The organism is Acidobacteriota bacterium (assembly GCA_028875725.1).
In the GTDB taxonomy this organism is placed as follows: Bacteria; Acidobacteriota; Thermoanaerobaculia; order Multivoradales; family Multivoraceae; genus Multivorans.
Genome location: JAPPCR010000006.1, coordinates 1,933,705 through 1,960,358, shown reverse-complemented (window position 1 = coordinate 1,960,358; position 26,654 = coordinate 1,933,705). Strand labels below are relative to the sequence as shown.

The window sequence follows — 26,654 nt, the reverse complement described above, 5'->3', positions numbered from 1 at the left end:
TCGCTCGTTCAGAGGCCGCTGGGACCCTCCCCCCTCAGGCCCCGGACCGGCTGGAGGTCGTCGGGCGGTCGGAACGAATGCCGGGTCGCGCTGATGTGAAGAACGGAGGGGCGGCGGTAGGGTCTGGTCGTGGGCGGACGGTTGTGACGGAAGCTGCGGGGCTGTACGTCCACATTCCGTTTTGTTCGGCGATCTGCCCGTATTGCGACTTCGCTGTGGCGCGTGGCGGCGAGGCGGATCGTGAACAGTTCGTGGCCGCTCTTTGCAGCGAGATCGAAGGTCGGGCGAGTCGGGGCGAATGGGGCTTCGAGGCTGCCGGGTTCGACACGGTGTACTTCGGGGGCGGTACTCCCTCGGCTTTGGGCCTGGAGCAGCTTGGAGAGGTTCGGCGGCGGTTGGTCGCGGCATTCGCGATTGATCCGGAGGCCGAGTGGACGATCGAGGTGAATCCGGAGGATGCCTCCCCAGAGTCGTTGGCCGGCTGGCGGGAGCTCGGCTTCGACCGGATCAGCCTGGGGCTGCAGGCGCTGGACGATCGGGCGTTGCGCTTTCTCGGCCGGCGGCACGATGAGGCGGCGGCGAGGGCGAGCGTCGAGCGGGCCCGTGCCGCGGGCTTCCGGTCGGTGTCGGTTGACCTGATCTACTCGCTGCCTGGCTTCGATGGCGGTTCGTGGCTTCGGACGCTGGACGAGGCGGCGGCGCTCGGGCCGGACCACATCTCCTGCTACGAACTGACGATCCACGACGGGACGCCGTTCGGCCGGCGGCGGGACGCGGGCAGGCTGCGGGAAACCGGCGAGGACGAGAGGGCCGCGAACTTCGTGGCTACTCACCGTCGCCTAGGGGAGCTTGGCTACCAGGGGTACGAGGTCTCGAACTTCGCCCGCCGGGAGTCGGACCGGAGTCGCCACAACGGGAAGTACTGGCGGCATCAGCCCTATCTGGGGCTGGGACCTTCTTCGCACTCCTTCGCCGGTCGGAGCCGGTGGTGGAACGTCGCTCCGTGGAGGGACTGGAGCGCCGCGGTAGCGGGCGGCGACTCGCCGGTTGCCGGTCGCGAGGAGTTGACCGACGATCAGTTGTTGCTGGAAGCCGTGATGATGGGACTCCGCCAGCGATCCGGCATCGACTGCGCCGCCCTGGAGTCACGCTTCGGCATCGATCCGGCCGCTGGCGCCGCCGGGCAGATCGAGGCCTGGGAGAAGGCGGGCTGGCTCCGGGCGCGCGGTCGTCGCCTGGAGCCGACCCTCGAAGGCATGGCCCGGGCCGATCGTCTGGCGGCGGAGTGGAGGCTTTAGCGGAAGACGGACGCTTCGGGTTCCACGTCGGCGCTCTGCCACGCTTCCACGAAGCGTTTGTGCACCTCGTTCGCTTCCTGGTTCCGCTCCTGCGCGCGCAGCGCTTGCGCGAGGCCGAACAGGGACCAGCCGTTGTGCGGGTTGTGCTCCAGGTCGCGGCGGTAGACGGCTTCGGCCTCGCTGGCCCGCCCGGCTTCGAGCAGCACGGCACCGAGGGACTGGCGCACGGGGTAGTGGAAGGACGGCGGTTCGGCGTAGCGGAAACTGTCCTGGAGTGTCACGGCCGAGCGCATCTCGTCGATCGCCCGGCCCATCCGGCCTCGGGTCGCCTGGATCTCGCCGGCGAGCAGGTGCTCGGTCAGTCGCACCAGGTCGGAACCGGTGGCGAAGGAAATGCTCAGCTCCGCGAGTTCCGTGCTCCGCCGCAGCTTGCCGAGCGCCTTGAGGTGTCGTCTGGCTCCGCGCGGATCGCCGCCGGCGGCCAGGGCCAGGCCCTGGGCGTAGTGCCACATCGCGGTCTGAAAGGTCTGGCCGGCGGGGGGGCGCGGCGTGTCGAGGACCTCCTGCCAGCGGCCGAATCGGACCCGCGCGAACAGCGGCGTCGCCAGGTAGTTCTGGAGGAAGGGGAGAGCCGGAGCGAGTTCGACCGGGACTTCATCGGCCAGGTGGTCGGCAGTCTCGATCGCGAGTTCGGCGCGGCCGCCGAACGTGGCGGAGGCCCACAGGAAGTGGATGTTGTGGGGGTAGTAGCCGACCGCGTATAGCCCCTGGGCGTTGCACTGGGCGATGTAGTCGACATCGGCGGCAATCGCGCGCTGGTTGGACGTAACGGCGTCGTCGTAGCGGCCGACGCGAATGTAGATGTGAGCCGGCATGTGGACCAGGTGGCCGGCGGCCGGCATGAGCTTGCCGAGGGCGTCGGCGCTCGGCTCGGCGAGCTGCGGTTCCCGGGCTTCCATCAGGTGGATGTAGTAGTGGTGCGCTCCCGGGTGGTCGGGATGCGCGGCGATCACCCGTTCGAGGAGTTCCTTCGCCACCAGGGTGCCCGGCTGCGGCTTGCCGCCGCGCCAGTAGTCCCAGGGCATCGTGTTCATGATCGCCGCGGCGTGCAGCGTGGCTGGCTCCGGATCGTCGGGGAACCGTTCGGCGACCTTCCCGATCGCCTCGACCCAGGCGGCGTCCATGGTCGCGCGGTCGGCGTCGTCGTCCGTCGAGTAGCGGCTGGCAAGCGCGTCAATCAGCGCCTGTTCCCGCTTGCTCGCGTTGTCGCTCCGGCCCTGGGCCTGCTTCAGGCTCTCCAGCGCCTGGAGTTCGCGCTCGCGCGGCATCGAGTCGTTCAGGTTGCGGCCTAGGGCCAGGGCCTTGCCCCAGTGCGGCATCGGCGCTTCCGGGTCGAGCCGCGAAGCTTCTTCGAAGGCCCGAATCGCCTCGGCGTGGTTGAACGCATAGACGAGGCGCAGCCCCTGGTCGAAGAAGCGCTGGGCTGCCACCGACGACGTGGTGATGGCGTAGTGCAGGTCGCCCAGCCCCTCCAGCGTCGGCGCGAGCGGCTCGCCGGCGTCGTCGGCCGTGACCGCTGAGACGGCGATGGCCGGGATCGCGAACGCGACGATGACGGTGCGCAGGATGCGTCTGCTGATCCTCATGGCGTTCAGAGTAACAGCGGCGGCGGATCGGCAGTAGCATCCGCCCTCGGTGGGTGACCCGTGGCGCGAATCGCAGTTCTGACCGGAGGTTCGACGCCGGAGAGGACGGTCGCCCTGGCCGGGGCGGCCCAGGTTTCGGCCGCGCTCCGCGACCGTGGCCATGACGTCACCGTGTTCGACACGATCGAACCGGGGCCCCTGGACGCGGAACTGGAGCGGCAGCGCCTGGGTCGGGCGGTCGGCACCCGCCCACCGTCGCTGACCGAGCTGCGCGAGCTGGAAGCGAGGGAAGACCTTTCCGCGCTGGTCGCGGGCGACCTCGGCGCCCACGACGCCGTCTTTCTCGTGCTCCACGGCCGACAGGGCGAGGGCGGCGAAGTCCAGGAGCTGCTCGAAGCGGCCGGCATCGCTTTCACGGGCAGCGACGCCCGGAGCAGCCGCCTGGCGATGGACAAGGATGAGAGCAAGCGTCGCTTCCGTGATGCCGGCATCCCGACCCCCGACTGGCTGACCTGGCCGGCCCGGCAGTCCGGGATCGAAGAACTCGGCCTGCCCCTGATCGTCAAGCCGTCACGCGTGGGCTCGACGGTCGGCCTGACCCTCATGTCGGACCTCTTCGACCTCGACTCGGCGGTTGGCAAGGCCCTGAGCTTCGACGACCAGGTGATCCTGGAACAGTTCCTGCCTGGGCGGGAGTACACCGTCGGCGTGCTGGACGGCCAGGCCCTGGGCGTCGGGGAGATCGTCGCGCCGGGCGTGATCTTCGACTTCCACAGCAAGTACACCCCGGGTCGCGCCCAGGAGCTCTTCCCGGCCGAGATCGACGAGGCCCTCCAGAGCCGCTTCCGCGAGCTCGCCCTGGCGGCCCACGAGGCCCTGGAACTCCGAGACTTCTCCCGCGTCGACTTCCGTCTTGACGCCGCAGGCTCTCCCTCCTGCCTCGAGGTCAACACCCTGCCGGGCATGACCCCCACCAGCCTCCTCCCCCAGTCCGCCGCAGTCTTCGGGATCTCATTCGAACACCTCTGCGACCGCATGATCCGCCTGGCCCTGGCGCGCAACACCTAGCCACATGCTGGGTCGCCCGCATGCCGGAGACGTCCAGCCCGAGCCGCTCCGGGGGAAGGGGTCCCGGGGGGTCGGAGGCAAGTGACTCCCGACACCCTTCCCAGCAACCGACATCGAACCGAAACGCAGCCGACAACAGCGAGCCCACCCCTTCCCGTCTTCCTCCCAAGGGTGAGCGTCCCCCGGGACCCCTTCCCCCGGAGCGGCTCGGGCGGGTTCCACGCCCCGACGCTACGCCGTAGCCGCAGCCGCCGACCGAGGCCGGTGCAGGACGCCGTCCAGCGCTTCGTGCAGGTCGGCCACCAGATCGTCGGCGTTCTCGATGCCGATCGAGAGTCGCAGAAGCTGGTCGCTGATGCCGGCCGCGGCGCGAGCTTCCGCCGTCATCGAGGCGTGACTCATCGTGGCTGGATGGGAGACCAGACTCTCGACGCCGCCAAGGGACTCGGCGAAGGAGAAGCAGGTCAGGTGCGAGACCAAATGGGCCACGTCGCCGGTGTCGCCCCGGAGGTCGAAACTCGCCATGGCGCCGAAGCCGTCCTGCTGGCGGCTCGCGATGTCGTGGCCGGGATGGTCCGGCAGGCTCGGATGGTAGACCCGCTCGACGGCGGGATGCTCACGGAGCATCCCGACCACCGCCAGTGCGTTCTCCTCGTGGCAGCGCAGGCGACTGTGCAGGGTGCGCAGGCCGCGCAGCGTCAGGTAGCTGTCGAACGGCGCTCCGGCTACGCCGATCATGTTCGCCCACTCCTCGAAGAACTCGTGGAGTTCCGGAGTCGCCGCCACCACCGCGCCGCCGATCACGTCGCTGTGGCCGTTCAGGTACTTCGTCGTCGAGTGAATCACCACATCGGCGCCCCACTCGATGGGTCGCTGGAGCGCCGGCGACATGAAGGTGTTGTCGGCCACGACCAGCGCGCCGGCCTGTTTCGCGTGCCGGCAGACGGCTTCCAGATCGGTGATCCGGAGCAGCGGGTTGCTGGGCGTTTCGACCAGGACGAGCTTCGGGCGGGAGGCAAGCGCTGCTGCCATGGATTCCGTGTCCGTCAGATCAACGAAGTCGACTTCGAGCAGGCCCCGCTGCCGGCAGCGGTCGAGCAGCCGGAACGTGCCTCCGTAGCAGTCGTGGGCCGCGACGATCCGATCGCACGGATCGAGCGATTGACACACCAGGGTTACCGCCGCCATGCCGGAGGCGGTGACCACAGCGCCATGACCGCCTTCGGCCTCGGCGAGCGCCTCCGCGAGGGCGGAGCGTGTCGGGTTGCCTGAGCGCGTGTAGTCGTACGGACGTTTGCCGTCCAGGCCGGCAAAGGTGAAGTTGGCCGAGAGGTGGAGCGGTGGAACGACCGCCCCGTGCTGCGTGTCGGTAGCAAGCGCCGCGCGTACGGCGCGCGTCGCCGGGTCTTGGTTGTTTGTCATGTGAGTCTCCGGTCGAGAAGGGGGTTGTTTGGTCCCGCAGGCGCGGGACGGTTTCAACGCTCTCCCGAGAAGACTTCTACGGAGAGTGAACCGGAGGTGGCGTCGAGACCGCGCTGGCGCGGCTCCTGACTCATCTCTCGGCAAGCCCCGCCCGAGGGCGGAACTCCCGTAGGAGTTGGCACCAACCCGGAGTTGCGAGGCCCCGGTGGTTGCCCCGGCGTCGACGGGCCTGTCCCTCAGCCGGTCTCGATGAGTTGCCCCGGCTACGGAGAACCGTTGCCGAAGCGGGAAAATGGTAGCAGATCGCCGAGGCACCGTCCGTGGGACCTCGCGGACACCCCGGTGCTATGCTGCCTTTGACGACCCACTCACCTGGATTCCGGCGGCGAACCGCCGGTGCGGTTTTTCTTTGTTTGGTTGCCCCGCGGTTGTGCCCAGGAAGGGGCGACGGAAGGAGGCCTTGATGAGGAGTTCGGTTGGTTGGACTCGGGTGGTTTCGGTACTTGCCTTGGCCCTTGCACTCTGCGCCACGGGAGCCTGGGCGCAGGCGACCGGACAGTTGAGCGGCTTCGTCACGGATGCCGAGGGCGGCGCCCTGCCGGGCGTCAGCGTGACGGTGACGAACGTGGCTACGAATCAGTCCCGGCTGGTGATGACCGGACAGGACGGCTACTTCGCGGCGCCGCTGCTGGCACCGGGCGACTACAACGTCACCGCGGCCCTCGATGGCTTCGTCCAGTTGAGCCAGGAAGGCGTTCGGGTCACCGCGGCCGAGACGGTGCGGGTCAGCATGGCGCTCTCGGTCGGCGAGTTCTCGGAGACGATGACCGTAACCGGCGAGACGCCTCTGATCGAGACCTCGAACGCCACGCTGGGCGTCGTCGTCGATGAAGCGAAGATCGTCCAGTTGCCGCTCAACGGCCGGAACTTCACCCAGTTGGGCACGCTGATTCCGGGCGTGGTCGAACCGCCGGCTCGCCTGGGCGGTGCGCGAGGGGATGCGGACGCGGCAATCCACGGCTTCGGCGCCGTCACCGCCGGCTTCGCCGTCAACGGCGTGCGCAACCAGTCGAACAACTTCCTGCTCGACGGCGCTGCCAACAACGACACGTTCAATACCGGCTTTGTCGTGCGGCCGCCGCCGGATGCGATCGAGGAGTTCAAGATCCTGACGCACTCCTACACCGCGGAGTTCGGCCGCAACGCCGGATCGATCGTCAACGTGGTGACGAAGTCGGGCAGCAACAGCCTGCAGGGGAGCATCTGGGAGTTCAACCGCGACGACTCGCTGGAGTCCCGGAACTACTTCTCGCCGCCCGACCAGGAGAAGCCGACGCTGGCGCAGGATCAGTTCGGCGGCACGATCGGCGGTCCGATGATCTCCGACCGGCTCTTCGGGTTCGGCTACTACGAGGGGTTCCGGAACACGCGCGGGACGACCCAGAACATCGCCGTGATGTCTGCCGCGGAGCGGATGGGGGACTTCTCCGGCGGATCGACGATCATGGACCCGATGACCGGGGAACCCTTCCCGGGCAACGTGATCCCGGCCGACCGTCTAAGCCCGATCGCAACCAGGCTGATCAGTGAGTTCATGCCGCTTCCGAACGTGGGCAGTCGGTACATCGTGTCGCCCGACGTGACGGACGACCGTGACCAGTTCGGGTTCCGCCTGGACTTCCGGATCGCCGACTCGCAGAACGTGCTGGTGCGGGCGCTCAGGAGCACCTCGGACCGCTTCGAGCCGCCGACGGTCCGGCCGATCGGCAACACTGCTGCGTCCACGCTCGAGGACTACATGGTGTCCCACACGGCTACCGTCGGATCGAACGTCTTCAACCAGGTGCGAGTGATGACGAGCGCGATCGACGCGGAACCGGTGGTCACCAGCGGCCTGACCAACTCCGAGTATGGCATCAACCTCCCGAACATCAACGAACTGGCGATCGGCCTGCCGCAGTTCTCCATCTCGGGTTTCTCGAGCATGGGTGACCGGAACCAGCCGTTCGTCAAGCGGGAGAACGAAGTCGAGCAGTTCACGGAGGATCTGACCATCCTGCGCGGCCGCCACACGATCAAGACGGGAATCGATTACCGCAACGAGAAGATGTTCATCGGCTTCATCAACCGGCCGAACGGGGACTTCACGTTCCGGGGTACCCACACCGGCAGCGCCGCGGCGGACTTCCTGCTCGGGCTTCCCGCGCTCTTCCGCACCGCGGTGCCGGGCGCCGACTCGATCAACGAGGGCGACGGCTCGCTGTACGCCGGCTACATCCAGGACGAGTTCCGGCTGTCGCCGCGGCTGACGTTGAACTTCGGTCTCCGCTACGAACTGGCCGAGCCCTTCGAGGACACCGGCGATGCGCTGAACAGTTTCCGGCCGGGCCAGCAGTCGACGCGCTTTCCCGATGCGCCCACCGGCCTGGTCTATCCGGGCGACGCTGGCGTGCCCGCGGGAACCTACGATACGGACTCGAACAACTTCGCGCCGCGGCTGGCGATGGTCTGGGACCCCGAGGGCAACGGTCGTTCGAGCGTCCGCCTCGGCTGGGGACTGTTTCACGACAGTATTCCGGGTCAGGGCGACTTCTTCCAGAACTCCGTTCTGGCGCCGCCGTTCAACCCGCTGGTCCAGCTCAACTCGCCGCCTACTGAGATGACCCTCGCCGATCCGCTCGCGAACCTCACGGGCGGGCCAACGAGGTTCCCGCCGGGGATCATCTTCATCGGCTGGGGCAGCGAGTTCACGACGCCGAACTACCAGCACTTCAACCTGACCTACCAGCGCCAGCTCGGCCGGAACGTCGGCCTCGAGGTCGGTTGGGTCGGCTCGCGCGGCCGCAACCTGCCGATCTTCATGGAAGTCAATCCGCGCGTCGTCGAACCCGGGCAGACGACGGCCGGGCCGCGCCAGTACCCGGCTTTCAGCCTGGTGCGGCCGACCTTCACCGTGGCGAAGTCCTGGTACGACGCGTTTCAGGCGAGCGTCAGGATGCGGCCGACCCGAGGGCTGAACTTCCTCTTCTCGTACACCTACGGCGAAGCGGAGGATCACGTCTCCGGTCTCAACGTCGGCGGCGAGGAGCGGCCGATCGTTCCGATCGACCTGGAGCGCCGGAGTTCGATCGACCGGGCGCTGGAGCTTGAGCGCGGCCCGGCGCTGTTCGACGTCAGACACCGGCTCGTGCTCAGCTTCGGCTACGACCTGCCGTCGCTCGAAGACAGGGGCGGGTTCGTGCGCGGGGTGTTCGGCAACTGGCAGTTGAACGGCATTCTGCAGTACCAGACCGGTTATCCGTTCCCGATCCGGGTTCGCGGCGACGACATCCGCGGCCTGACTTCGCGTCCGGACCAGGTCTGCGACCCGAACAGCGGTGCCCCGAAGACGGTCGACCAGTGGTTCAACACGGAGTGCTTCGTGCCGCTGACCCTGGCCGAGACGGCTACGCGTCGAGGTAACGCGCGCCGCAACGTCATCCGCGGTCCGGACTTCGAGCGGATCGACCTTTCGCTGATCAAACACATCCCGATCGGCGGCGGCGACCGATCGCTGCAACTCCGGGTGGAAGCGTTCAACGTCTTCGACCGGGTGAACTTCGCGCAGCCGGGGAACCGCGTCGGCGACCGGGACTATGGAGTCATCACCGCGACGAACGGCGATGGCCGGATCGTCCAGCTCGGGATCAAGTACAGCTTCTGAGGCGCGTGCGTCAGTCGGCTTGGTCCGCCTTCTTCCGGTGTACGAACCAGAGGTTGCGCGAGTACACGAGCACTCCGAAACTCTGACCGGTGATGAACACCGGGTCACGGATCGAGATGGCGTAGCTCAGCAGGGTCAGGCCGCCGAAGAGGCTCAGGTACCAGAAGGCGGTCGGAACGACGCTCTGGCGGCGTCGCTCCGTGGCAATCCACTGAACGAGGAAGCGAGAGCCGAAGAGGGCCTGTCCTCCGAAACCTACAGCCTTCCAGATGAGATCGGGTGTGACGGGTGGCATGGTGAGCGCTCCAGTGCTTTGACGGTGACGGAGACCGCACGTCGGCGGTACCAGGCGACGCCGAACAGATCCAGAACTCCGCGCAGGAAGCGGCCCCGGATGTTGTACTTGCTCGCACCTGCCGTGCGCGCACGGTGTCCGACCTGGATCTCAGCGTAGTTGCCGCCGTGTCGCAAGGCCAGTAGGGGCAGAAAGCGATGAAGCCCGTCGAAAGCGGGAAGGTCTTCGAGAGCGGCGGAGCGGTAGCCCTTGAGTGCGCATCCGATGTCGGTGCACGGGTCGCCGAGGATGAGCCGCCGCACCCGGTTGGAGGCGCGGCTCGCCAGCCGCCGCGGCACCGTGTCCTGGCGTTTCGCCCGCACGCCCGAGACGACGTCGTGGTTCTCGAGCAGAGTGACGATCGCCGGGATGTCGGCCGGGTCATTCTGAAGGTCGGCGTCCATCGTGACGAGGAGTGGCGCCCGGGCGGCTCGCAGCCCGGCGAGCAGCGCCGCCGACTGGCCGGCATGGCGTTCGAGACTCAGGACCCGCAGTCTCTCGTTGTCCGTTGCCAGTTCCGTGAGCACGTCGCGGCTGCCGTCGGTGCTGCGGTCGTCAACCAGGATCAACTCGTAGTCGAGGCCAGCCGACGTCATCGCGTCGTGCGTCTCCGCCACGAGGCGTTCCAGGTTGCCCGCCTCGTTGTACACCGGGGCGACGATCGAGAGCTGCGGCGGCATGGCGGCTGCTCCGATCCTAGCCCCGCCGCAGAGTTACTCGTGCCCGAAGGCGCGTTGATACCCTCCCGCCGTGCTGCTCATCGTGCGCCACGGCGAGACCGCGTCGAACGCCGCCCGCGTCGTACAGACGCCAGGGACGCCTCTCAACGAACGCGGCGTCGGTCAGGCGGAGCGCCTGGCGTCGCGATTGCGGGAACACCACCGGAAACGTCCGATCGGCTGCGTCGTCGCGAGCGATCTGCGCCGGGCGGAGATGACCGCGGAGCCGGTGGCGGGGGCCCTGGGACTGCCTCTGCTCATCGAGCCCCTGCTCGCCGAGCGGAACTTCGGCGACCTGCGGGGGCGGGCCTACGCCGACATCGGCCTCGACATCATGGAACCAGGCTACGCACCGCCGGGCGGGGAGGACTGGGAGACGTTTCACCTTCGGGTGGATGCGGCCTGGGCCCGGATTCGCCAGACGGCAGAGGCAGCGGAGGGAGACAGCGTCTTCGTCACTCACGGTCTCGTCTGCTACTCGCTGGCGCTCCGTCATCTACACCTCGGTGACGGAGTGGAGCCGCCGACCCGGTGGGGCAACACGTCCGTTACCCATGTGCAGGCTCGGGCGCCCTGGCAAGCGTGCCTGGTCAACTGCTGCGACCACCTCGATGCCGAGACCGCGGATGGCGGTCAGGTGTCCGGGATCTGACGGTCAGTTCGGCTTTCGCGGCGCCCCGGTTCGGACGGGGTGCTCGGATAAGGTTCGTAGCTCCGGCTGTTCGGGAAGAACCCGGGGTTTCCGGGGGTTGGGAGAGTCGACCGAGATGACGATGGATTCCAGCGAGAACATTCCAGTCGATCAGCCCCTGGCGGCGCCTCAAACGCCGCCAGCCGGCCCTGCCGTGCCGGGCGTCAGCGAGGAGTTGCGCACGGAGATCGCCGCCCAGGCCGACCTGCTGCAGCGTGTCCGCGCCGAGGTAGCCAAGGTGATTGTCGGCCAGATCTACATGATCGATCGACTACTGATGGCGCTCATCGCCGATGGCCACGTCCTGGTCGAGGGCATTCCGGGCCTGGCCAAGACGACGGCGATCAAGACCCTCTCTGAAGCGGTTCACACCGGCTTCTCACGCATCCAGTTCACGCCGGACCTGCTGCCGGCGGACCTGCTGGGAACCCAGATCTACCGGGCGGATCAGCACGATTTCCAGGTCAAGCAGGGACCGATCTTCACCAACCTGCTGCTCGCCGACGAGATCAACCGCGCGCCGGCCAAGGTCCAGAGCGCGTTGCTCGAGGCGATGCAGGAACGACAGGTCACACTGGGCGACCAGACCTTCGATCTGCCGGACCCGTTCCTTGTCCTCGCGACCCAGAACCCGATCGAGCAGGAGGGGACGTACCCGCTACCGGAGGCGCAGGTCGACCGCTTCATGCTGAAGCTGCGCGTGGACTACCCGGACCGCCAGGAGGAGATGGAGATCATGCGACGGATGGCCCGTCGCGAGCGACCTGCCGTCGAAGCCGTGGTCAGTCCGGAGGACATCCGCCGCGCGCGCGATGTGGCCGACGCGATCTACCTCGACCCGAAGGTCGAGGAGTACGTTGTCGACCTCGTGTTCGCGACGCGGGAGCCGGCCGGGGTCGGCCTGGAGAAGCTCGAGCCGCTGATCGAGTACGGAGCGTCGCCACGTGCGACGATCTTCCTTGCCGCCGCGGCCCGCGTGCAGGCCCTGATGTCGGGCCGGGCCTACGTCACGCCGCAGGACGTCAAGACCGTGGCGCCGGACGTGCTCAGGCACCGGGTGCTGATCTCTTACGAGGCCGAGGCCAGGGACCTCACCTCGGACGACCTGATCCAGGAGCTCCTCAACACCGTCGACGTTCCCTGAGGCCACATCAAGGGATCGATGTTCTTCTTCAGACCAGAGCGGAACGAGGCCCCGGAGCAGGAAACGGCGACCCTGTCGCCCGAGCTGCTGGCGCGGATCAAGGCGATTCAGATCCGCACGCAGCGTCTCGTGACCGATGCGCTGGCCGGGGAGTACCACAGCGCCTTCAAGGGAAGGGGCATGGAGTTCGAGCAGGTGCGCGAGTACGCGCCGGGGGACGACATTCGCCACATCGACTGGAACGTGACGGCGCGGATGTCGAGCCCTTTCGTCAAGGAACACCGCGAGGAGCGCGAGTTGACGGTGATGCTGATCGTCGACGTGAGTTCCTCCGGGGCGTTCGGGACCTCCGGCAAACAGAAACGGGAGGTCGTCGCCGAGCTCGCGGCCGTGCTCGCCTACCTTGCGATCCAGAACAACGATCGGGTGGGGATGATCATCTTCTCGGACCGGATCGAGCGGTTCATTCCGCCCAAGAAGGGACGGGCGCACGTGTGGCGCGTGATTCGGGAAGTCCTCAGCTTTCGGCCCACCGGGCGCGGTACGGACCTGGACGGCGCGCTTGAGTATCTGGGCCGGGTGGTGCGGCGCCGGTCGGTGGGATTCGTCATCTCGGACTTCCTGGATTCAGGTTTCGGAGAGCGGTTGCGGGTCGCCGCGCGGCGTCACGATCTGACGGCGATCCGGGTGCTTGATCAGCGTGAAGTGAGCATGCCGCGCATGGGGCTCATCGAGCTCGAAGATGCGGAAACGGGCGAGACAATGGTCATCGACACGGCGAACCGGCGGGTCTCGGAGAGTTTCGTACGGTTGGCCAGGCAGGACATGGAGCGGCGGGCGGAACAGTTCCGCCAGGCGGGGGTCGGCGAGATTCAGGTCTGGGCCGACCGGCCGTGGATCGAGCCCCTGGTTCGCTACATGAGAGCGCGCGAGCAGTCGGTGCGGGTGTAGGAATGGCACCGCGAATCATCAGAGTCAGGGCCGCGCTGCCGCTTGCCGCGGCGTTGCTCGCTCTTGGCTGCGCCGCCGGTGAACCGGCCGGCGATGCTGAAGCGAGGCCGCCCGCTGAACTGCGTGCCTCCGTGGACCGGTCCACCGCCACCACTGGCGACCTGATCACGTATACCGTTGAGGTCGAGCGCGAGCCGGAGGTCGAGGTGGCATTCGATGATCCGGGCGCGGACATTGCGGGCTTCCGCATCGTCGACCTGGGGCGGACCCCCGCGGAGACCCTGTCTTCCGGTCGGCTCCTCGAGCGAAGGTGGTACGAACTCCGGGCCGACCTCGTGGGCTCCTACGTCCTGCCGGCGCTGACCGCGACGTACACCGAGCCGTCCGGTCCTGGCGGCGACCTGGAAGCGGGGGAGATCTCCGTTGAGGTCGAGTCCGTGCTGCCCAACGACCGGAGTGAAACGACGGACATCCGCGACATCAAGCCGCTGCGCAGAATCGACACCGCCGCGTTCTGGCTGTTGTGGACGGGTCTGGCTTTGGCCGCCGCTGCGCTCGGACTGGCGGCGTGGTGGTGGTGGCGCCGCCGCCGACCGGACGGCGTTGCGTCCGAAACGCCTCCGATTCCGCCCTACGACCTGGCGATCCGGGAACTGGAGCGATTGCGTCGCACGGACTTCTCCGACTTGCGGGAACTCCGCCGCTACTACTTCGCTGTTTCCTCGGTGGTCAGGGCCTACGTTGAAGGCCGCTTCGGATTGAACGCGACCGACCTGACGACCGAGGAGATCCTGAGCCGACTGGGCGGGCTGGTGCGGCTCGATCCGTCGCAGGCGCGGCGCCTGGAGCGCTTCCTGGTCGCTACCGACCAGGTGAAGTTCGCGGCCCATCTGCCGGTGCCGGAGGAGATCGAGCGCACCTACGAGCAGGCCCTGGGCTTCGTCACGGGGACCCAGCCGATGGAGGACGCGGAGGACGGCGGGAACGCTGAGCTGGCGTCCGTTGAAACGGAGGAGGCGGCATGACGGAACAACTCGTCTTCGCCGACGCCCGCTGGCTCTGGGTGCTGCTTCCGCTGTACGTGATCTGGGCGCTCCTGTGGTGGCTCCGGCCGCGCTTGCGCCAGGTCTCGGCGAAGCGCGGCGCCGGTGGCGACAACGCGGCTGTGGCGTACTCTTCCCTTGGCCATGCCCTGCGAACCCCGCGCTCCGGCGCGCTGACGGCGCGCCGGCTGGTCTCGGCTCTGCGGCTCCTCGTCGTCGCCCTGATCCTGCTTGCCGTCATGCGCCCGCAGACCGGTCGCGCGCTGACCGAGGTGAGTACGGAGGGAATCGACATCGTGCTCGTGATCGACACCTCAGGATCGATGCGGGCACTGGACCTGGATGCGCACGAACGTTCATTGAGCCGCCGGAGGGACCGGCTCGAAGTGGCGAAGGGGGTCGTCGAGACGTTCATCGCCGCCCGGCCCAATGACCGCGTCGGCCTGGTCGTCTTCGGCGAAGAGGCTTTCACCCAGTGTCCGTTGACGCTCGACCACGGGGTCGCGGCCACCTTTCTCGAGCAACTGGAGATCGGCATGGCCGGAGATGCCACGGCTATCGGATCGGCGGTCGGAGTCGCCACCAAGCGCCTCAAGGACTCGGATGCCGAGTCGAAGGTGGCCATCCTGCTCACGGACGGGCGGAGCAACGCCGGCTCCCTGTCGCCGGTGCGTGCGGCTGAAGCGGCGGCGGCGCTCGGCGTCCGGCTCTACACGATCGGCGTCGGCACCAGGGGGCAGGCACCCTTCGTGGTCGAGACCGGGTTTGGGCCGCGGGTCGTCTACCAGGACGTGGAGATCGACGAGGAGACGCTGCGCAGGATGGCGGACACGACAGGCGGCGCCTACTACCGGGCCGAGGATGAGGTCGGGTTGGAGCAGATCTACGAACGGATCGACGCGCTCGAGAAGACGGAGATCAGCCAGGAGTCCTACATGGAGTACGAGGAACGCTTCGCCTGGCTGGTGGCGCCGGCGGTGTTCCTGCTGCTGCTCGAGGTCGTGTTGCTCGATACCCGCCTGAGGAAGTTGCCGTGAGCGGGAGGTTCGCAACCCGCGACACCGGGCCGGGCGGCGCTGGCTCGCGCCGCCGCCGGGAACTGCTGGCGTGGATTCCGGTTCTGCTGTTGGCCGGCGGCTGCGAGATGCGTACGGGCCGGCCGGACGCGCTCTGGCTCCTGTGGCTCGGCCCGGCGCTCCTGCTGTTCTACGTCTACGCGTTCCGCGCCCGCGCGCGCCTGCTCGGTCGTTTCGCTTCTCGCGAGATGCTGCCGGGGTTGATTGCCGGCGTCAGCCGGCCGAGGCGGCGTCTGAAGGCGTTTCTCGTGCTCGTCGCCGTGCTCGCGCTCGTGGCGTCGCTGGCGCAGCCGCGCTGGGGCTTCGTGTGGGAGGAGGTGCATCGGGAGGGCGTCGACATCGTGGTCGCCCTCGACGTCTCGGACTCGATGCTCGTGCTGGATGCGGAGGCGGGCGGCGAACTGAGTCGGCTCGAACGTGCCCGGCGCGAGATCGCCGATCTGCTGCGGCGGCTGGAAGGAGACAGGATCGCGCTGGTTGCCTTTGCGGGCAGCGCCTTCCTGGAACTGCCCCTGACGCTGGACTACTCGGCGGCGGCGCTATTCCTCGAGGCCATGGAGCCGGATCTGATTCCGGTCAAGGGCACCGCGATCGGAGAGGCGCTCCGCGTTTCGCTCGAGGCCTTCGACCGGGTGGCCCAGACGGGTTCGCGGAAGTCGCGCGCGATCATCCTGATCACCGACGGCGAGGATCACCTGGGCGAGGCGCAGGACGCCGCCGAGGCCGCGGCCGAGGCGGGGGTGCGCATCTTCGCGATCGGCATCGGACGGGACGAGGGCGCACCCATACCCAGAGAGGGAGGCGGCTTCCGTACCGACCGCCGGGGCGAGATCGTCCTGAGCCGTCTGGACGAGGCGGCGTTGCAGCGGATCGCCCTGACCACGGGCGGCCGCTATGTCCGCTCGGTGACCGGCGACGTGGACCTCGAACAGATCTACGCTCAGGGCATCAAGGCGCAGTTGGAGGACCAGGAACTCGGCTCGAGCCGGCAGCAGCGCTGGGAGGAGCGGTTCCAGTGGCTGCTGGTCATCGCGCTGGCAGCGCTGATGCTCGAGCCGCTGATCGGCGAGCGCCTGGCGCGCCGTGGTGCTGGCCAGGAGGGAAGGGACCATGTCACGGCCACCTGAGCCAGTAGGCCGGCGTCGCCGCATGGGCCCGGCTGCTGCACCCTGGCTGCCGGGGCTGGGGCTGCTTCTCCTTCCGCTCGCCGTCACGGCACAGGCTCCGAACGAGGAGCTGCCTTCTGCAGACGTGAACGGCGAAGCGGGCATCGAAACTCCTCCGGTCGAGTACGCATCGCCCTATGCGGCCTGGGACGCCGGCGCCTACGACCAGGCCCTGCGCGGGTTCGCTGACCACCAGACGGAGCGGCCGGACGACCCGGAGGTGAGTCTGAACGTCGGCGCCGCCCACTACAAGCTGAACGACTTCGAAGCGGCGGACAATCAGTTCTACCGGGCCGCGGCCATCGGTGACGATGAGCTGCGTGCTCAGGCGCTCTACAACCTGGGCAACAGCGCCTATCGTCAGGACAAGCTCGAAGACGCGGTCGACTTCTACACGGCGTCGCTCGAAGCGAATCCTGACGACATCGATGCGAAGTTCAACCTCGAGTTCGTGCGGGAGGAGATGAGGCGGCGCCAGCAGCAGAACCAGGGCGGCGAGAACCAGCAGGAGAACGAGCAGCAGGAGCAGGAACAGGACCAGGAGGACCAGGGCGCGCAGCAGCAGCCGGAGGGGGATCACGGTCAGGGAGAGCAACCGTCCGGCCAGGAGCAGGACCCGGGAGACCAGGGAGAGAACCAGCAGCCCCAGGGTGGCGAGGATCCGCAGGACAGCGACGGGGACGGCATCCCGGACGCCGAGGACCCGGAGATGCAGCCTGACGGACCGGATAGCGAGAGCGGGAGTCGTCCGCAGGAACCGCAGCCGGGAATGACGCCGGAGGAGGCGGAGCGCTACCTTCAGGCGCTGGAAGAGGGCCGGCCGGACCCGACCCGCCGGGGGCAGCGCGGGCGCAGAAGCCGGCTGGCGAAGGACTGGTAGCGCGATGGACACGAACACGCACGGGTGGTCCTTCGGCTGGTTCCGGGTCGCGGCTCTGGTCTCCTGGGCTGTCCTTCTGGGCCCAGCCGGGGCGGATTCCCAGGAGCCGGACCGGCTCCAGGTCACTGTCGACCGCAATCAGGTCGCCCTCGGCGATCAGCTCTACCTGACGATCAGAATCGAAGGGTCGCCGGACGAACCGCCGGGGCTGCCCGAATTGCCGGACTTTCGGGTCCTGTCGCGTGGCGAACGGCGCGACATGCAGATCACGAACGGCCGCGTCAGCAACAGTACGTCCTACAACTACCTCCTGATTCCCACGCGGGCCGGCAGCTACGAGATCGGCCCCGTCACCGCCGTGATCGACGGTGCGGAGGTCCGGAGTCGGCCGTTCACAATTCAGGTCACCGACGCCGGGGGCCAGAACGACGAGCAGGACCGGGATCTCTTCGTCACTTCGACCGTGTCGACGGATCGACCCTGGCAGGGCCAGCAGGTGATCTACACCTGGCGCTTCTACAGTCGTGTGCCCGTGGGACAGGGGTCGATCGAGTCGATGGACTTCGGCAGCGACGTGGTCGTCGAGGACCTAGGCGAGGTGCGGCAGTTCTCGACCTCGATCGACGGTGTCCAGTACTCGGTGAACGAGGTGCGCAAGGCGCTCTTCCCCCAGCGATCCGGCGAGGTGACACTGCCGCAGACCCAGCTTCGGGTACAGGTGGAGGCCGAGCAGGCGCGCCGGCCGGGCCGGAGGCGGAGCATTTTCGACGAGTTCGACAGTCTGCTTGGAGCGGGTGGGCGCTGGGCGACGAAGTACTTGCTCACGGAACCTCTGACGCTCGACGTCCGGCCGCTTCCACCGGCTCCAGCCGGCTGGAACGGTCTGGTCGGGGAGTTCGACATTCGGGCTTCGCTCAGCCGGCGCGAGCTGCAGGTGGGGCAGTCGGCCACGCTCGAAGTGCAGGTCGGCGGTAGCGGCAACGTGCAGCTCCTGACCGAGCCCGACATTCCGGAGCTGCCGGCGTTCAAGATCTATCCGGACCAACCGGACGCGAGCATCGACCGCAGCGGACGCCTGCTGACCGGCCGCAAGGTGTTCCGACGGGCCTTGGTCCCGCTGGTTGCCGGAGCCCTCGACGTCCCGCCGATCGATCTCGTCTACTTCGATCCTGAGCTTGGCGACTACGCGACCCGGTCGACCGAGCACATCGACTTCGATGTCACTCCGGCCGAGGGCGAGGAGGAGCTGATGCTTACCGAGTCGCTGGCGCCGACCACGGGCAAGGTGGCGGTGCGGATCCTCGCCGACGACATCCTGCCGATTCGCCGGACGGCGGCAGGCATCGTCTCGGCCATGCCTCAGGGGTGGCGTTTGTGGGTCTGGTTCGTTTGCGGCGTGTTGCCGCCCTTCATGTACGTGGCCCTGCTGGTGCACCATCGACGCGAACGCCGCTACGCCGCCGACAGGACGCTGCGCCGGCGTCACCGGGCGCTGCGCGACGCACTGTCCGTTGCGAGGAAGCTCCGCTCCGGCGCGGGGCCCGCCTCCGCGGCTGAGGCCTCCCGGATCGTGCGTCGCTACGTCGGCGACAAGCTGGGGGTCGAGGGCTCCGCCCTGACGCCGTCGGAGGCGGAGACCGCGCTGGTCCGGGTAGGCGTGGACGGCGCTCTGGCGGCGCGCTGCCGGGGACTGCTGGAGCGACTCGAGGCCGCCCAGTACGGCCTGACCCCGGTGGCGGGCGGCGGCGGACTGGCGGCGGAGACCAGCACCGAAGGTCTGAGCGATCTGATCAAGGCCCTCGACAGGCAGCTACGGGGCCGGAGTACGTGAGAAGAGTCGCGATTCTCGCCCTGCTCGGCACTGCCGCGGCAATCCCGGGGTTCACACAGGACGAGGAACTGCCTGTGGTCACCGAAGCCCTGCCGGCCGAGGGAGCCCTGGCGGCCCCGGAACCGGCCGAGCTCTGGGTCAATGGCAACGCGGCGTACGAGGCGGGCGACTTCGGTCGAGCCGTCGCCCTCTACGGAGAAATGCGTGAGATGGGGGTCGACAACGGCCATCTGCACTACAACCTGGGAAACGCCTACCTGCGCGCCGGCGAACTGGGCCGGTCCGTCGCCTCCTACCGCCGTTCGCTCAGGCTTCTGCCGCGAGACGAAGACGCCAGCGCGAACCTGACGTTCGCTCGCCGGAGCGCGCGCGACGAGATCGCGCCGCCCGAGCCGCCCGTACTTCTTCGCACTGTGCTCTTCTGGCACTACAGTCTGGCTCCGGTCGAAGTGCTGAGGAGCGCGGTGCTGGTCGGTCTCGGCTTCTGGGTCGTGCTTGCGTCCCGGCTCTATCGACCGGCGTCGGAGGTGCTTCGCTGGTCCGCGGTCTGTCTGCTCGTAGTCGGTCTGGCACTGGCCGGTTCGCTCGTGGCGCAGGCCGCCTTCAGCTCGCCGGTCGCTGTCGTGGTTCCGCCGGAGATCGATCTCCACGCTGCCGCCGGCGAGGGTTCGGTGGTCCGCTTCCAGCTTCACGCCGGCACGGAAGTGCGTGTGATCGAAGAACGCCCCGAGTGGGTGCGTATCGAACTGCCGGAAGGGGAGCGGGGCTGGTCGATGCGGGAGTATCTGGAGATCGTCGAGTGAGCGCTACCGCCTGCCGTTCGCGGCGAACGGGCGCTGCAGGATCTCGAAGAAGGCGACCAGGAAGCGGAACGTGAGGCCCCAGACGATGTGCCGTTTCGGGTCGCCGACCACGACGCCGGGAAAGCTGACTTCGGGATAGGGCGGATGGCGGTAGTCGATGACACGCTCCGGGTCCTCGAACCAGGCCAGCGGCACCCAGAGCGTCTCGGCGACCTCGTAGTTGAGGACCAGGTCGTTGCCGGTTCCGTCCCCGACTTCGTAGACGAACGCCGCGATCCGCAGTTGCCGGCCCTGGCCGGCCCGCTGTCCGGTCTGGTCGTCGAGCCGACCGATCAGACGGGCGCCTTCAAGCGACAGGCCCACTTCCTCGACCGTCTCGCGCTCGGCGGTGTGCCTCAGGTCGCGGTCCGTCTCGTCGTGCCGGCCGCCGGGAAAGGCCATCTGCCCGGACCAGGGGTCCTGCGGCTTCTTCGACCGCTCGATGAACAGCGTTTCCGGTCCCGCTGTCGACGGGCGCAGCACCATCGCCACGCTGGCCTCGAACGCGGCCGGCGGAAGGATCGTCGGTTCGTGGGCAGCCAGCCTTCGACGGATGTCGCCGATACTCATAGCGCAGCGAGGCTCTAGGCGAACGTCGCCTTCAACCAGCCGATCAGGACCCGGTTGAACTCCTCGGGCTGCTCCTGCTGGGTCCAGTGGCCGCAGTCCCTGATCGTGTGCTTGGCGATGTTCGGTACCAGGGCCTCGATGCCGTCGGCGGAGGAGGGCGGCAGCACGACGTCGTTCTCGGCGCCGATGTAGAGGCAGGGCTGGTCGATCTTCTGGTCTACGCCCTTCATCAACTCCCAATTGCGGTCGATGTTCCGGTACCAGTTGACCCCGCCGGTGAAGCCCGTGCGCTGGTATGTGGTCACGACGTGGGCCAGTTCCGCATCGGTCAGCAGCAGCTCGCCCCGCAGCGCCTCGGGTGAACCGTGCTTGATGATCTCGAGCAACTGGAACTTCCGTTCCGGAGCGTCGGCGGGGAGCTTGTTGAACTCCTCCGCGTCCCACGAGCCGCGCCGCATGAAGGTGCGGAAGGTCTTCTCGACGTCCGCTTCCAGCACCTCCTCGGCCTTCCAGGGCTCCTGGAACGCGACGACGTAGTTGTCCTCGCCACGCATCCGGCGGAGGAGCTCGATCGGCGGCGAAGGCGGCTGGGGTCCAGTCGGGGTGTTCACGCCGACCACGCCGAGCACACGGTCCGAGTGCAGCCGCGGCATCGCCCAGACCACGCCGCCGCCCCAGTCGTGGCCGACGAAGACGGCCTTGGCGATGCCCCGGGCGTCGAGCAGGCCGACCAGGTCGGCGCAGAGTTCCGCGATGTTGTAGGCCTCGATCGCCAGGGGCCGCTGGGTGTTGCCGTAGCCGCGCTGGTCAGGCGCCAGCACGCGGAATCCGGCCTCGGAAAGCGCCGGCAACTGGTGGCGCCAGGAGTAGGCCAGCTCCGGGAAGCCGTGGCTCAGCACGACGGGTATGCCCTCGGTCCCGGCCTCGTACACGGCCATTCTGAGGCCGCCGTTGGTGCGGACGTAATCCGGCGCGGGCCAGGCCGGGCTGTCGTGTTCAGCCGCCACGGCGGCGCCCGGCTTCGCGGCGAGCGCGGCGGCGCCGCCGGCGGAGCCGGCGATCAGGGTGCGGCGGGTCATCGGGGTGTCGGAGTCGCTGGAGTCGTCGTGGGTCGTCATGGGAGGAATCGTAGCCGACCGGCCGGCCGCCGCACCGGTGTCGTCGCCCGGCCCCGCGAACTGGTACTTTCTTCGGTGCGACCGGCCGGAAAAGGACTTGCGATGAAGCGCTTCTACCTCCTCCTCTGCGTCCTGGGCACGGTGCTGCCGTATTGGCAGTTCCTGCGGTTCCTCCTGGGCGACGGCGGGCTCGACCTGCCCGGCTTCGTTGGCGCGGCGACGGCCAATCCCGTGGCGGCCGGCTTCAGCATCGACCTCGTCGTGTCGTCCGCCGCGTTCTGGGTGTTTCTGTTCGCGGACGGCCGCCGTCACCGCATCGGCCATCTCTGGGTCCATGTCGCGGCGAACCTGCTGGTCGGCCTGTCGCTGGCGCTGCCGCTCTATCTCTACCGGCGCACGGCGGCGATCGAGCAGGCGCGGGCCGCCGCGGCCTGAGCCGAGGGGCTCCTCGAGTCAGGGCGCCGCGTCCGGCGGCCACGGCTTGGTGCGGATGACGCGTCCGACCTCGCCGGGCTCGGCGATCGCGCGCTGCTTCGAGAGGACTTCGTTCATCCGCTCGTGGATCTCGGGCGGCAGAGGCGTGCTGCGCCGTGTATCGAGGTCGATGTGGATGCTCAGCAGCTCGTGCGTCGCGGCGACGTAGCCGTCGTCGGCGTGCAGCATGCGCATGAAGGTGTGGTACTTCTTGTCGTCGAAGCCAAGGAGTTCCGCTTCGACCGCGATCGGCGCGCCCTCCGGCAGTTCTCTCAGCCAGGTGAGATGGCTGTCGATCGAGAACGTGGAGCGCCGCTTCGACCTGCGGTAGGTCCGGTCGATCCCCAGAAACGCGGTCCATGGGCCGGTCGCGTCGTCGAAGGCGACCAGGTAGTAGCCGGCGTTCATATGACCGTTGTGGTCGATCCACTCCGGCAGGACCGTGCCGGTCCAGATCTTCTGTGCGTCGGTCATTCGTACGAACCAGCGGTCCCGGAGTCTATGTCCTTGCTACGATCCGTCGCCGGTCGCGCCTGAACCAGCAGGAGTTCACCCATGAGAGTCGGCATTTCGCTACCCGTCCGCGAACTGAAGGACGACCTCGGCGCGGTCAAGGCGTTCGCACAGGCTGCCGACGAGCTCGGCTACACGCACCTGCGGGTACCGGATCTGGTCGCACGACCGAAGAGCGGGCACCTCCACGAGCCCCTCGTGCTGCTGGCTTACGTCGCCGCGATGGTAGAGAACATCGAGCTAGTACCTTCGGTCATCGTCACGCCATCGCGTCAGACGGTGCTGCTGGCGAAGCAACTGGCGACACTCGAACGGCTGTCGGGGGGCGGTGTGCGTCTCGGCGTCGGTGTCGGCGGCAGCGAGGCGGAGTATCGGGCGCTGGGGCAGGACTTCGGCACGCGGGGCGCCCGCTGCGAGGAACAGCTCGAACTGTTGCGGCGCCTCTGGACGGAGCCGGAGGTCGACTTCGAGGGCCGCTGGGACATCGTCCAGGGTACAGGCATCGATCCCCTGCCGTCTCGTCCGATTCCGATCTGGATCGGCGCGCGGGGTTTGCCGGTGCCGCGCATTCGCCGGAGGATCGGCCGGCAGGCAGACGGCTGGTTCGTCCTGTGCTCGCCGGAGGACTTCGGCGAACTCTCGTCCGACATTGCCGCCGCGGCCCGCGCCGCAGGCCGCGACCCGGCGGTCATCGGCACGGAGGCGGGAGTCGCCGTCGTAGGGCCGCGTGAGCACGAGTGGCAGGACCGCGTCCGCGGATGGCGGGAGAAGGGCCTGACTCACCTCTGCTTGCGGACCCTGGGCGGTGGGCTCGGCGCGGATGCCGACGCTCATATCGTGACGGCGCGCCGCGCGTTCGAGGAGCTTCGGGAGCTTCTATGAGACGTTCGAGGCGACGCGCCCGGTGCGGGCAGCTTGACTTTCGCACGGCCGAGCACGCAGAATCCGCGTCCTCCCTCATGGATCACACGACACACGGTTCGTCCCTGGTCAGGCGGCTGCACAAGCCGGGCGCGAAGCCCTGCCTACAGGACCGGGTGTCTACCGCCTAGAGATCGACGCAGCGACCTTTCTCGGCCGGCCATCCAGTTCAGGGATGCGCCGGCTTTTCTGTACCTGAGGAACCCTCCATGCCCTCCCATCCAGCCATCATCGAGTCGACTCTGCGCGAAGGCGAGCAGTTCGCCAATGCCTTCTTCGACAGCGACCAGAAGGTGGAGATCGCGCGCCTGCTGGACGCCTTCGGCGTCGAGTACCTGGAGTTGACCTCTCCCGCGGCCAGCCGCCGTAGCCGGGCCGACTGTGAGCGGGTGGCGAATCTCGACCTGCGCGCCAAGGTGCTCACTCACACGCGCTGCCATCTCGATGACGCGAAGCTGGCGCTCGAGACCGGCGTCGATGGCATCGATGTCGTGTTCGGTACCTCCCGCTACCTCCGGGAGTACTCGCACGGCAAGAGCATGGACCAGGTGATCGAGACGGCGATCGAGGTCGTCCAGTACATCCGGTCGCACGAAGTCGAGGTCCGCTTCAGCACCGAGGACTCCTTCCGGAGCGATCTGGACGACCTGATCCGGGCCTACCGCGCCGTGAACGCGGTGGGCGTGAACCGCGTGGGCGTCGCGGACACCGTGGGGGTGGCGAGTCCCCGTCAGGTCTACGACCTCGTGCGGCGGTTGCGCCGGGAAGTGGACTGCGACATCGAGTTCCACGGTCACAACGACACCGGCTGCGCCGTTGCGAACGCGTTCTGCGCGCTGGAAGCGGGTGCGACCCACGTCGACACCTCGGTGCTCGGAATCGGGGAGCGCAACGGCATCACGCCGCTCGGGGGGCTGGTCGCTCGCCTCTACGCCGAGGATCCCGAAGGAGTGCGCGACCGCTACGACCTGCCGCTTCTGCGCGAGATCGAGAACTACGTCGCCTCCCTGGTCAAGATCGACGTGCCGTTCAACAACTACATCACCGGCTACACGGCGTTCACTCACAAGGCGGGCATTCACGCCAAGGCGATCCTCAACGATCCGTCGACCTACGAGATTCTCGATCCGGCCGACTTCGGCCTCGACCGCTACGTCCACGTGGCCCACCGTTTGACCGGCTGGAACGCGATCAAGTCCCGCGCCGAGCAACTGCGGCTCGACCTCAGCGACCAGCAGATCAAGGAGATCACGGCTCACGTCAAGGCGTTGGCCGACGAGAAGCCGCTGAGTCTCTCGGACGTTGACACGCTGCTGCGCGAGTACCACACGGCGGAGCTGGTGCCGGCTGTGGCCGGAGTAGCAGGGTGATCGAACACGGTCGGCCGGCCGACACGGCCCGAACCTTCGCGCAAAAGGCACTGGCCCGTGCAGCCGGCGAGGACGCGGTTGCGGTCGGTCAGATCGTCGACGCGCGGCCGGACATCGTGCTCAGCCACGACAACACGGCGCCGATCGCGGAGATCTGGCGGCAGTTCGGCCAGGAGCGGGTTTCCATCCCGGAGCGGATGGCGGTCACTCTCGACCACGCCGTGCCGGCACCGACGGTCCGTCACGCCCGGAACCACGCCGAAGTCCGAGCCTTCGTCGCCGAACAGAGCGTTGCCCACTTCTTCGAGGTCGGTCGCGGCATCTGCCACCAGGTGCTGAGCGAAGAGGCTGTCGTGCTGCCGGGCGATCTGGTTCTCGGTTCCGATTCCCACACGCCGCACTTCGGCTGGCTGGGCGCGTTTGGCGCCGGCGTCGGCCGCAGCGAGATGGCCGTGATCTGGGCCACCGGCGAACTCTGGCTCAGGGTGCCTGAGTCGATCCGGATCCGGCTGGAAGGCGTGCTGGGCGAGTGGGTGACGACGAAGGACGTTGCCCTGACTCTGATCGGCGATCTGGGCGCGGACGGCGCGCTCTACCGGAGCGTCGAGTTCGCGGGTCCCGGAATCGAGGGCCTGAGCCTCGACTCACGCGCGGCCCTGGTCAACATGATGGCCGAGATGGGGGCGAAGAACGCGTACATGCCGCCGGACGACGAGGTGTTCCGGTACCTGGCGGAGCGATTGCTGGCGCGTCCCGGGCGTCGCGCGGGTCGGGGAGCGGAGGCCGGCGAGGCCGCGGCGGAGGTGGCGGCGCGACTCGAGGAACGGGCGCTGCAGCCGGATCCCGGCGCCGGGTACGCGGCGGAGCACAGGCTGGATCTGAGCCGGGTCGAACCTCGCGTAGCTCGCCCGCATCAGGTCGACGACACGGTCGGCGTCGGCGAGCTCGAATCGGTGCGGGTCGACCAGGCGTTCATCGGTACCTGCACGAACGGCCGGATCGAGGATCTCGACGCGGTGCATCGGGTGATGGCGGGTCGGCGTACGGCGCCGGGCACGCGGATGGTCATCGTGCCTGCCTCGAGCGAGGTCTGGAACGAGGCCTTGGCCCGCGGCTGGGTGGCCGATCTCGCCGATGCCGGCGCCGTCTTCGGCACGCCCGGCTGCGGCCCCTGCATGGGCAACCACCTGGGCGTGCTGGCACCGGGCGAGGTCTGCATCTCCAGTGCGAACCGGAACTTCCAGGGCCGGATGGGAGACCGGGGCTCGAAGGTCTACCTTGCCTCGCCTGCGGTCGTGGCGGCGAGCGCGGTGGCCGGCCGGATCGTCCATCCGCGGGAGGTGACCGAGTGAACGGTCCAGTCGATGTCGCTCGACCATTCCGTGGCCGGGTCTTCCGCTACGGCGACCACGTGAACACGGACGTCATCTTCCCGGGCCGCTACACGTACACGAAGAGCCGGCCGGAGGAAGTCGCGCCGCACGCACTGGAAGACCTCGACCCCACGTTTGTCGAACGGGTCCGGCCGGGCGACGTCATCGTCGCGGGCTGGAACTGGGGCTGCGGCTCGAGCCGCGAGCAGGCGGCGGTCTGCCTCCGCTACGCAGGCGTCGGCGCGGTCGTCGCGCGGAGCTTCGGGCGCATCTTCTACCGCAACGCCCTGAACAACGGCTTGCTCGCGATCGTCTGCCCGGAGGCGGTCGACGCCCTGGAGGAAGGCGGGGAGGTGGAGGTCGATCTCGAGGCGTCGGTGATTCGCCGCGGCGAGGCCGTGCTCGCGTTCTCGCCGTTCAGCCCGGCGGTGCGGTCGATGATCGCGGCCGGCGGCCTGATCGAGCAAACGAAGCGACGCCTGGCGGCGGGGTAGGCAGGCC

At 68.2% G+C, this 26,654-nt stretch carries 24 protein-coding genes and 1 riboswitch; of the genes, 17 read left to right on the top strand and 7 right to left on the bottom strand.

Annotation, left to right across the window (positions count from 1 at the left end):
* The first annotated feature begins 143 nt into the window (after positions 1-143).
* A complete protein-coding gene (hemW, locus tag OXI49_09920; protein MDE2690817.1) occupies positions 144-1,298 on the top strand; it encodes a radical SAM family heme chaperone HemW in 1,155 nt (384 codons plus the stop codon).
* On the opposite strand, the gene OXI49_09915 is transcribed toward hemW, so the two are convergent.
* Entirely contained in the window at positions 1,295-2,944 is a 1,650-nt protein-coding gene (locus OXI49_09915; GenBank protein ID MDE2690816.1) for a tetratricopeptide repeat protein, read from the bottom strand. The genes hemW and OXI49_09915 overlap by 4 nt on opposite strands.
* A gap of 60 nt (positions 2,945-3,004) precedes the next feature.
* On the opposite strand from OXI49_09915, the gene OXI49_09910 reads away from it, so the two are divergent.
* Positions 3,005-4,012, top strand: coding sequence for a D-alanine--D-alanine ligase (locus OXI49_09910; GenBank protein MDE2690815.1), 1,008 nt, complete (start codon positions 3,005-3,007; stop codon positions 4,010-4,012).
* Positions 4,013-4,243: 231 nt separating this feature from the next.
* Here OXI49_09910 and metB read toward each other — a convergent pair whose 3' ends face one another.
* Positions 4,244-5,434, bottom strand: a complete 1,191-nt coding sequence (gene metB, locus OXI49_09905; GenBank protein ID MDE2690814.1) for a cystathionine gamma-synthase — start codon at positions 5,432-5,434, stop codon at positions 4,244-4,246.
* A gap of 127 nt (positions 5,435-5,561) precedes the next feature.
* Positions 5,562-5,690: riboswitch (SAM riboswitch) on the bottom strand.
* A gap of 207 nt (positions 5,691-5,897) precedes the next feature.
* On the opposite strand from metB, the gene OXI49_09900 reads away from it, so the two are divergent.
* The gene (locus OXI49_09900; protein ID MDE2690813.1) at positions 5,898-9,137 is read left to right on the top strand and encodes a TonB-dependent receptor; all 3,240 of its coding nucleotides are present in this window, start codon (positions 5,898-5,900) and stop codon (positions 9,135-9,137) included.
* 10 nt (positions 9,138-9,147) lie between these two features.
* On the opposite strand, the gene OXI49_09895 is transcribed toward OXI49_09900, so the two are convergent.
* Positions 9,148-9,432 (bottom strand): lipid-A-disaccharide synthase N-terminal domain-containing protein, encoded by a 285-nt coding sequence (locus OXI49_09895; GenBank protein MDE2690812.1) that lies wholly within the window; start codon positions 9,430-9,432, stop codon positions 9,148-9,150.
* On the bottom strand, positions 9,393-10,151 hold the full coding sequence (locus tag OXI49_09890; protein MDE2690811.1) for a glycosyltransferase family 2 protein: 759 nt from the start codon (positions 10,149-10,151) through the stop codon (positions 9,393-9,395). The genes OXI49_09895 and OXI49_09890 overlap by 40 nt, the downstream gene beginning before the upstream one ends.
* 70 nt (positions 10,152-10,221) lie before the next feature.
* Between OXI49_09890 and OXI49_09885 the strand changes: the two genes are divergently transcribed.
* From OXI49_09885 to OXI49_09845, 9 genes are all read left to right on the top strand, one after another.
* Positions 10,222-10,842: a histidine phosphatase family protein gene (locus tag OXI49_09885; GenBank protein ID MDE2690810.1), complete on the top strand. Its 621-nt coding sequence runs from the start codon at positions 10,222-10,224 to the stop codon at positions 10,840-10,842.
* A gap of 115 nt (positions 10,843-10,957) precedes the next feature.
* On the top strand, positions 10,958-12,025 hold the full coding sequence (locus OXI49_09880) for a MoxR family ATPase (protein ID MDE2690809.1): 1,068 nt from the start codon (positions 10,958-10,960) through the stop codon (positions 12,023-12,025).
* A gap of 18 nt (positions 12,026-12,043) precedes the next feature.
* A complete protein-coding gene (locus OXI49_09875; protein ID MDE2690808.1) occupies positions 12,044-12,976 on the top strand; it encodes a DUF58 domain-containing protein in 933 nt (310 codons plus the stop codon).
* A gap of 2 nt (positions 12,977-12,978) precedes the next feature.
* The gene (locus tag OXI49_09870; protein MDE2690807.1) at positions 12,979-14,001 is read left to right on the top strand and encodes a hypothetical protein; all 1,023 of its coding nucleotides are present in this window, start codon (positions 12,979-12,981) and stop codon (positions 13,999-14,001) included.
* The gene (locus OXI49_09865; protein ID MDE2690806.1) at positions 13,998-15,056 is read left to right on the top strand and encodes a VWA domain-containing protein; all 1,059 of its coding nucleotides are present in this window, start codon (positions 13,998-14,000) and stop codon (positions 15,054-15,056) included. Before OXI49_09870 ends, OXI49_09865 begins: the two co-directional genes overlap by 4 nt.
* On the top strand, positions 15,053-16,222 hold the full coding sequence (locus OXI49_09860) for a VWA domain-containing protein (protein MDE2690805.1): 1,170 nt from the start codon (positions 15,053-15,055) through the stop codon (positions 16,220-16,222). The genes OXI49_09865 and OXI49_09860 overlap by 4 nt, the downstream gene beginning before the upstream one ends.
* Entirely contained in the window at positions 16,206-17,141 is a 936-nt protein-coding gene (locus OXI49_09855; GenBank protein MDE2690804.1) for a tetratricopeptide repeat protein, read from the top strand. The genes OXI49_09860 and OXI49_09855 overlap by 17 nt, the downstream gene beginning before the upstream one ends.
* 4 nt (positions 17,142-17,145) lie before the next feature.
* Positions 17,146-18,972 (top strand): BatD family protein, encoded by a 1,827-nt coding sequence (locus tag OXI49_09850; GenBank protein ID MDE2690803.1) that lies wholly within the window; start codon positions 17,146-17,148, stop codon positions 18,970-18,972.
* On the top strand, positions 18,969-19,775 hold the full coding sequence (locus tag OXI49_09845; protein MDE2690802.1) for a tetratricopeptide repeat protein: 807 nt from the start codon (positions 18,969-18,971) through the stop codon (positions 19,773-19,775). The genes OXI49_09850 and OXI49_09845 overlap by 4 nt, the downstream gene beginning before the upstream one ends.
* A 3-nt stretch (positions 19,776-19,778) precedes the next feature.
* Here the strand turns inward: OXI49_09845 and OXI49_09840 are convergent, their stop codons facing one another.
* Together OXI49_09840 and OXI49_09835 are read right to left on the bottom strand one after the other, a co-directional pair.
* Entirely contained in the window at positions 19,779-20,384 is a 606-nt protein-coding gene (locus OXI49_09840; protein MDE2690801.1) for a CoA pyrophosphatase, read from the bottom strand.
* Positions 20,385-20,398: 14 nt separating this feature from the next.
* Positions 20,399-21,322, bottom strand: coding sequence for an alpha/beta hydrolase (locus tag OXI49_09835; protein MDE2690800.1), 924 nt, complete (start codon positions 21,320-21,322; stop codon positions 20,399-20,401).
* A 282-nt stretch (positions 21,323-21,604) separates the two neighbouring features.
* Between OXI49_09835 and OXI49_09830 the strand changes: the two genes are divergently transcribed.
* On the top strand, positions 21,605-21,937 hold the full coding sequence (locus OXI49_09830; protein MDE2690799.1) for a DUF2834 domain-containing protein: 333 nt from the start codon (positions 21,605-21,607) through the stop codon (positions 21,935-21,937).
* A gap of 18 nt (positions 21,938-21,955) precedes the next feature.
* On the opposite strand, the gene OXI49_09825 is transcribed toward OXI49_09830, so the two are convergent.
* Complete coding sequence (locus OXI49_09825; GenBank protein MDE2690798.1) at positions 21,956-22,450, bottom strand: thioesterase family protein; 495 nt, start codon at positions 22,448-22,450, stop codon at positions 21,956-21,958.
* A gap of 81 nt (positions 22,451-22,531) precedes the next feature.
* Between OXI49_09825 and OXI49_09820 the strand changes: the two genes are divergently transcribed.
* The 4 genes from OXI49_09820 to OXI49_09805 all read left to right on the top strand — a co-directional run bounded on the left by OXI49_09820 (position 22,532) and on the right by OXI49_09805 (position 26,647).
* The gene (locus OXI49_09820) at positions 22,532-23,371 is read left to right on the top strand and encodes a TIGR03619 family F420-dependent LLM class oxidoreductase (GenBank protein ID MDE2690797.1); all 840 of its coding nucleotides are present in this window, start codon (positions 22,532-22,534) and stop codon (positions 23,369-23,371) included.
* Between the two features lie 248 nt (positions 23,372-23,619).
* Positions 23,620-24,780, top strand: coding sequence for a homocitrate synthase (gene lysS, locus OXI49_09815; GenBank protein MDE2690796.1), 1,161 nt, complete (start codon positions 23,620-23,622; stop codon positions 24,778-24,780).
* Positions 24,777-26,132 (top strand): aconitase/3-isopropylmalate dehydratase large subunit family protein, encoded by a 1,356-nt coding sequence (locus OXI49_09810; protein ID MDE2690795.1) that lies wholly within the window; start codon positions 24,777-24,779, stop codon positions 26,130-26,132. Before lysS ends, OXI49_09810 begins: the two co-directional genes overlap by 4 nt.
* Positions 26,129-26,647 (top strand): 3-isopropylmalate dehydratase, encoded by a 519-nt coding sequence (locus OXI49_09805; protein ID MDE2690794.1) that lies wholly within the window; start codon positions 26,129-26,131, stop codon positions 26,645-26,647. The genes OXI49_09810 and OXI49_09805 overlap by 4 nt, the downstream gene beginning before the upstream one ends.
* The last annotated feature ends 7 nt before the right edge of the window (positions 26,648-26,654 follow it).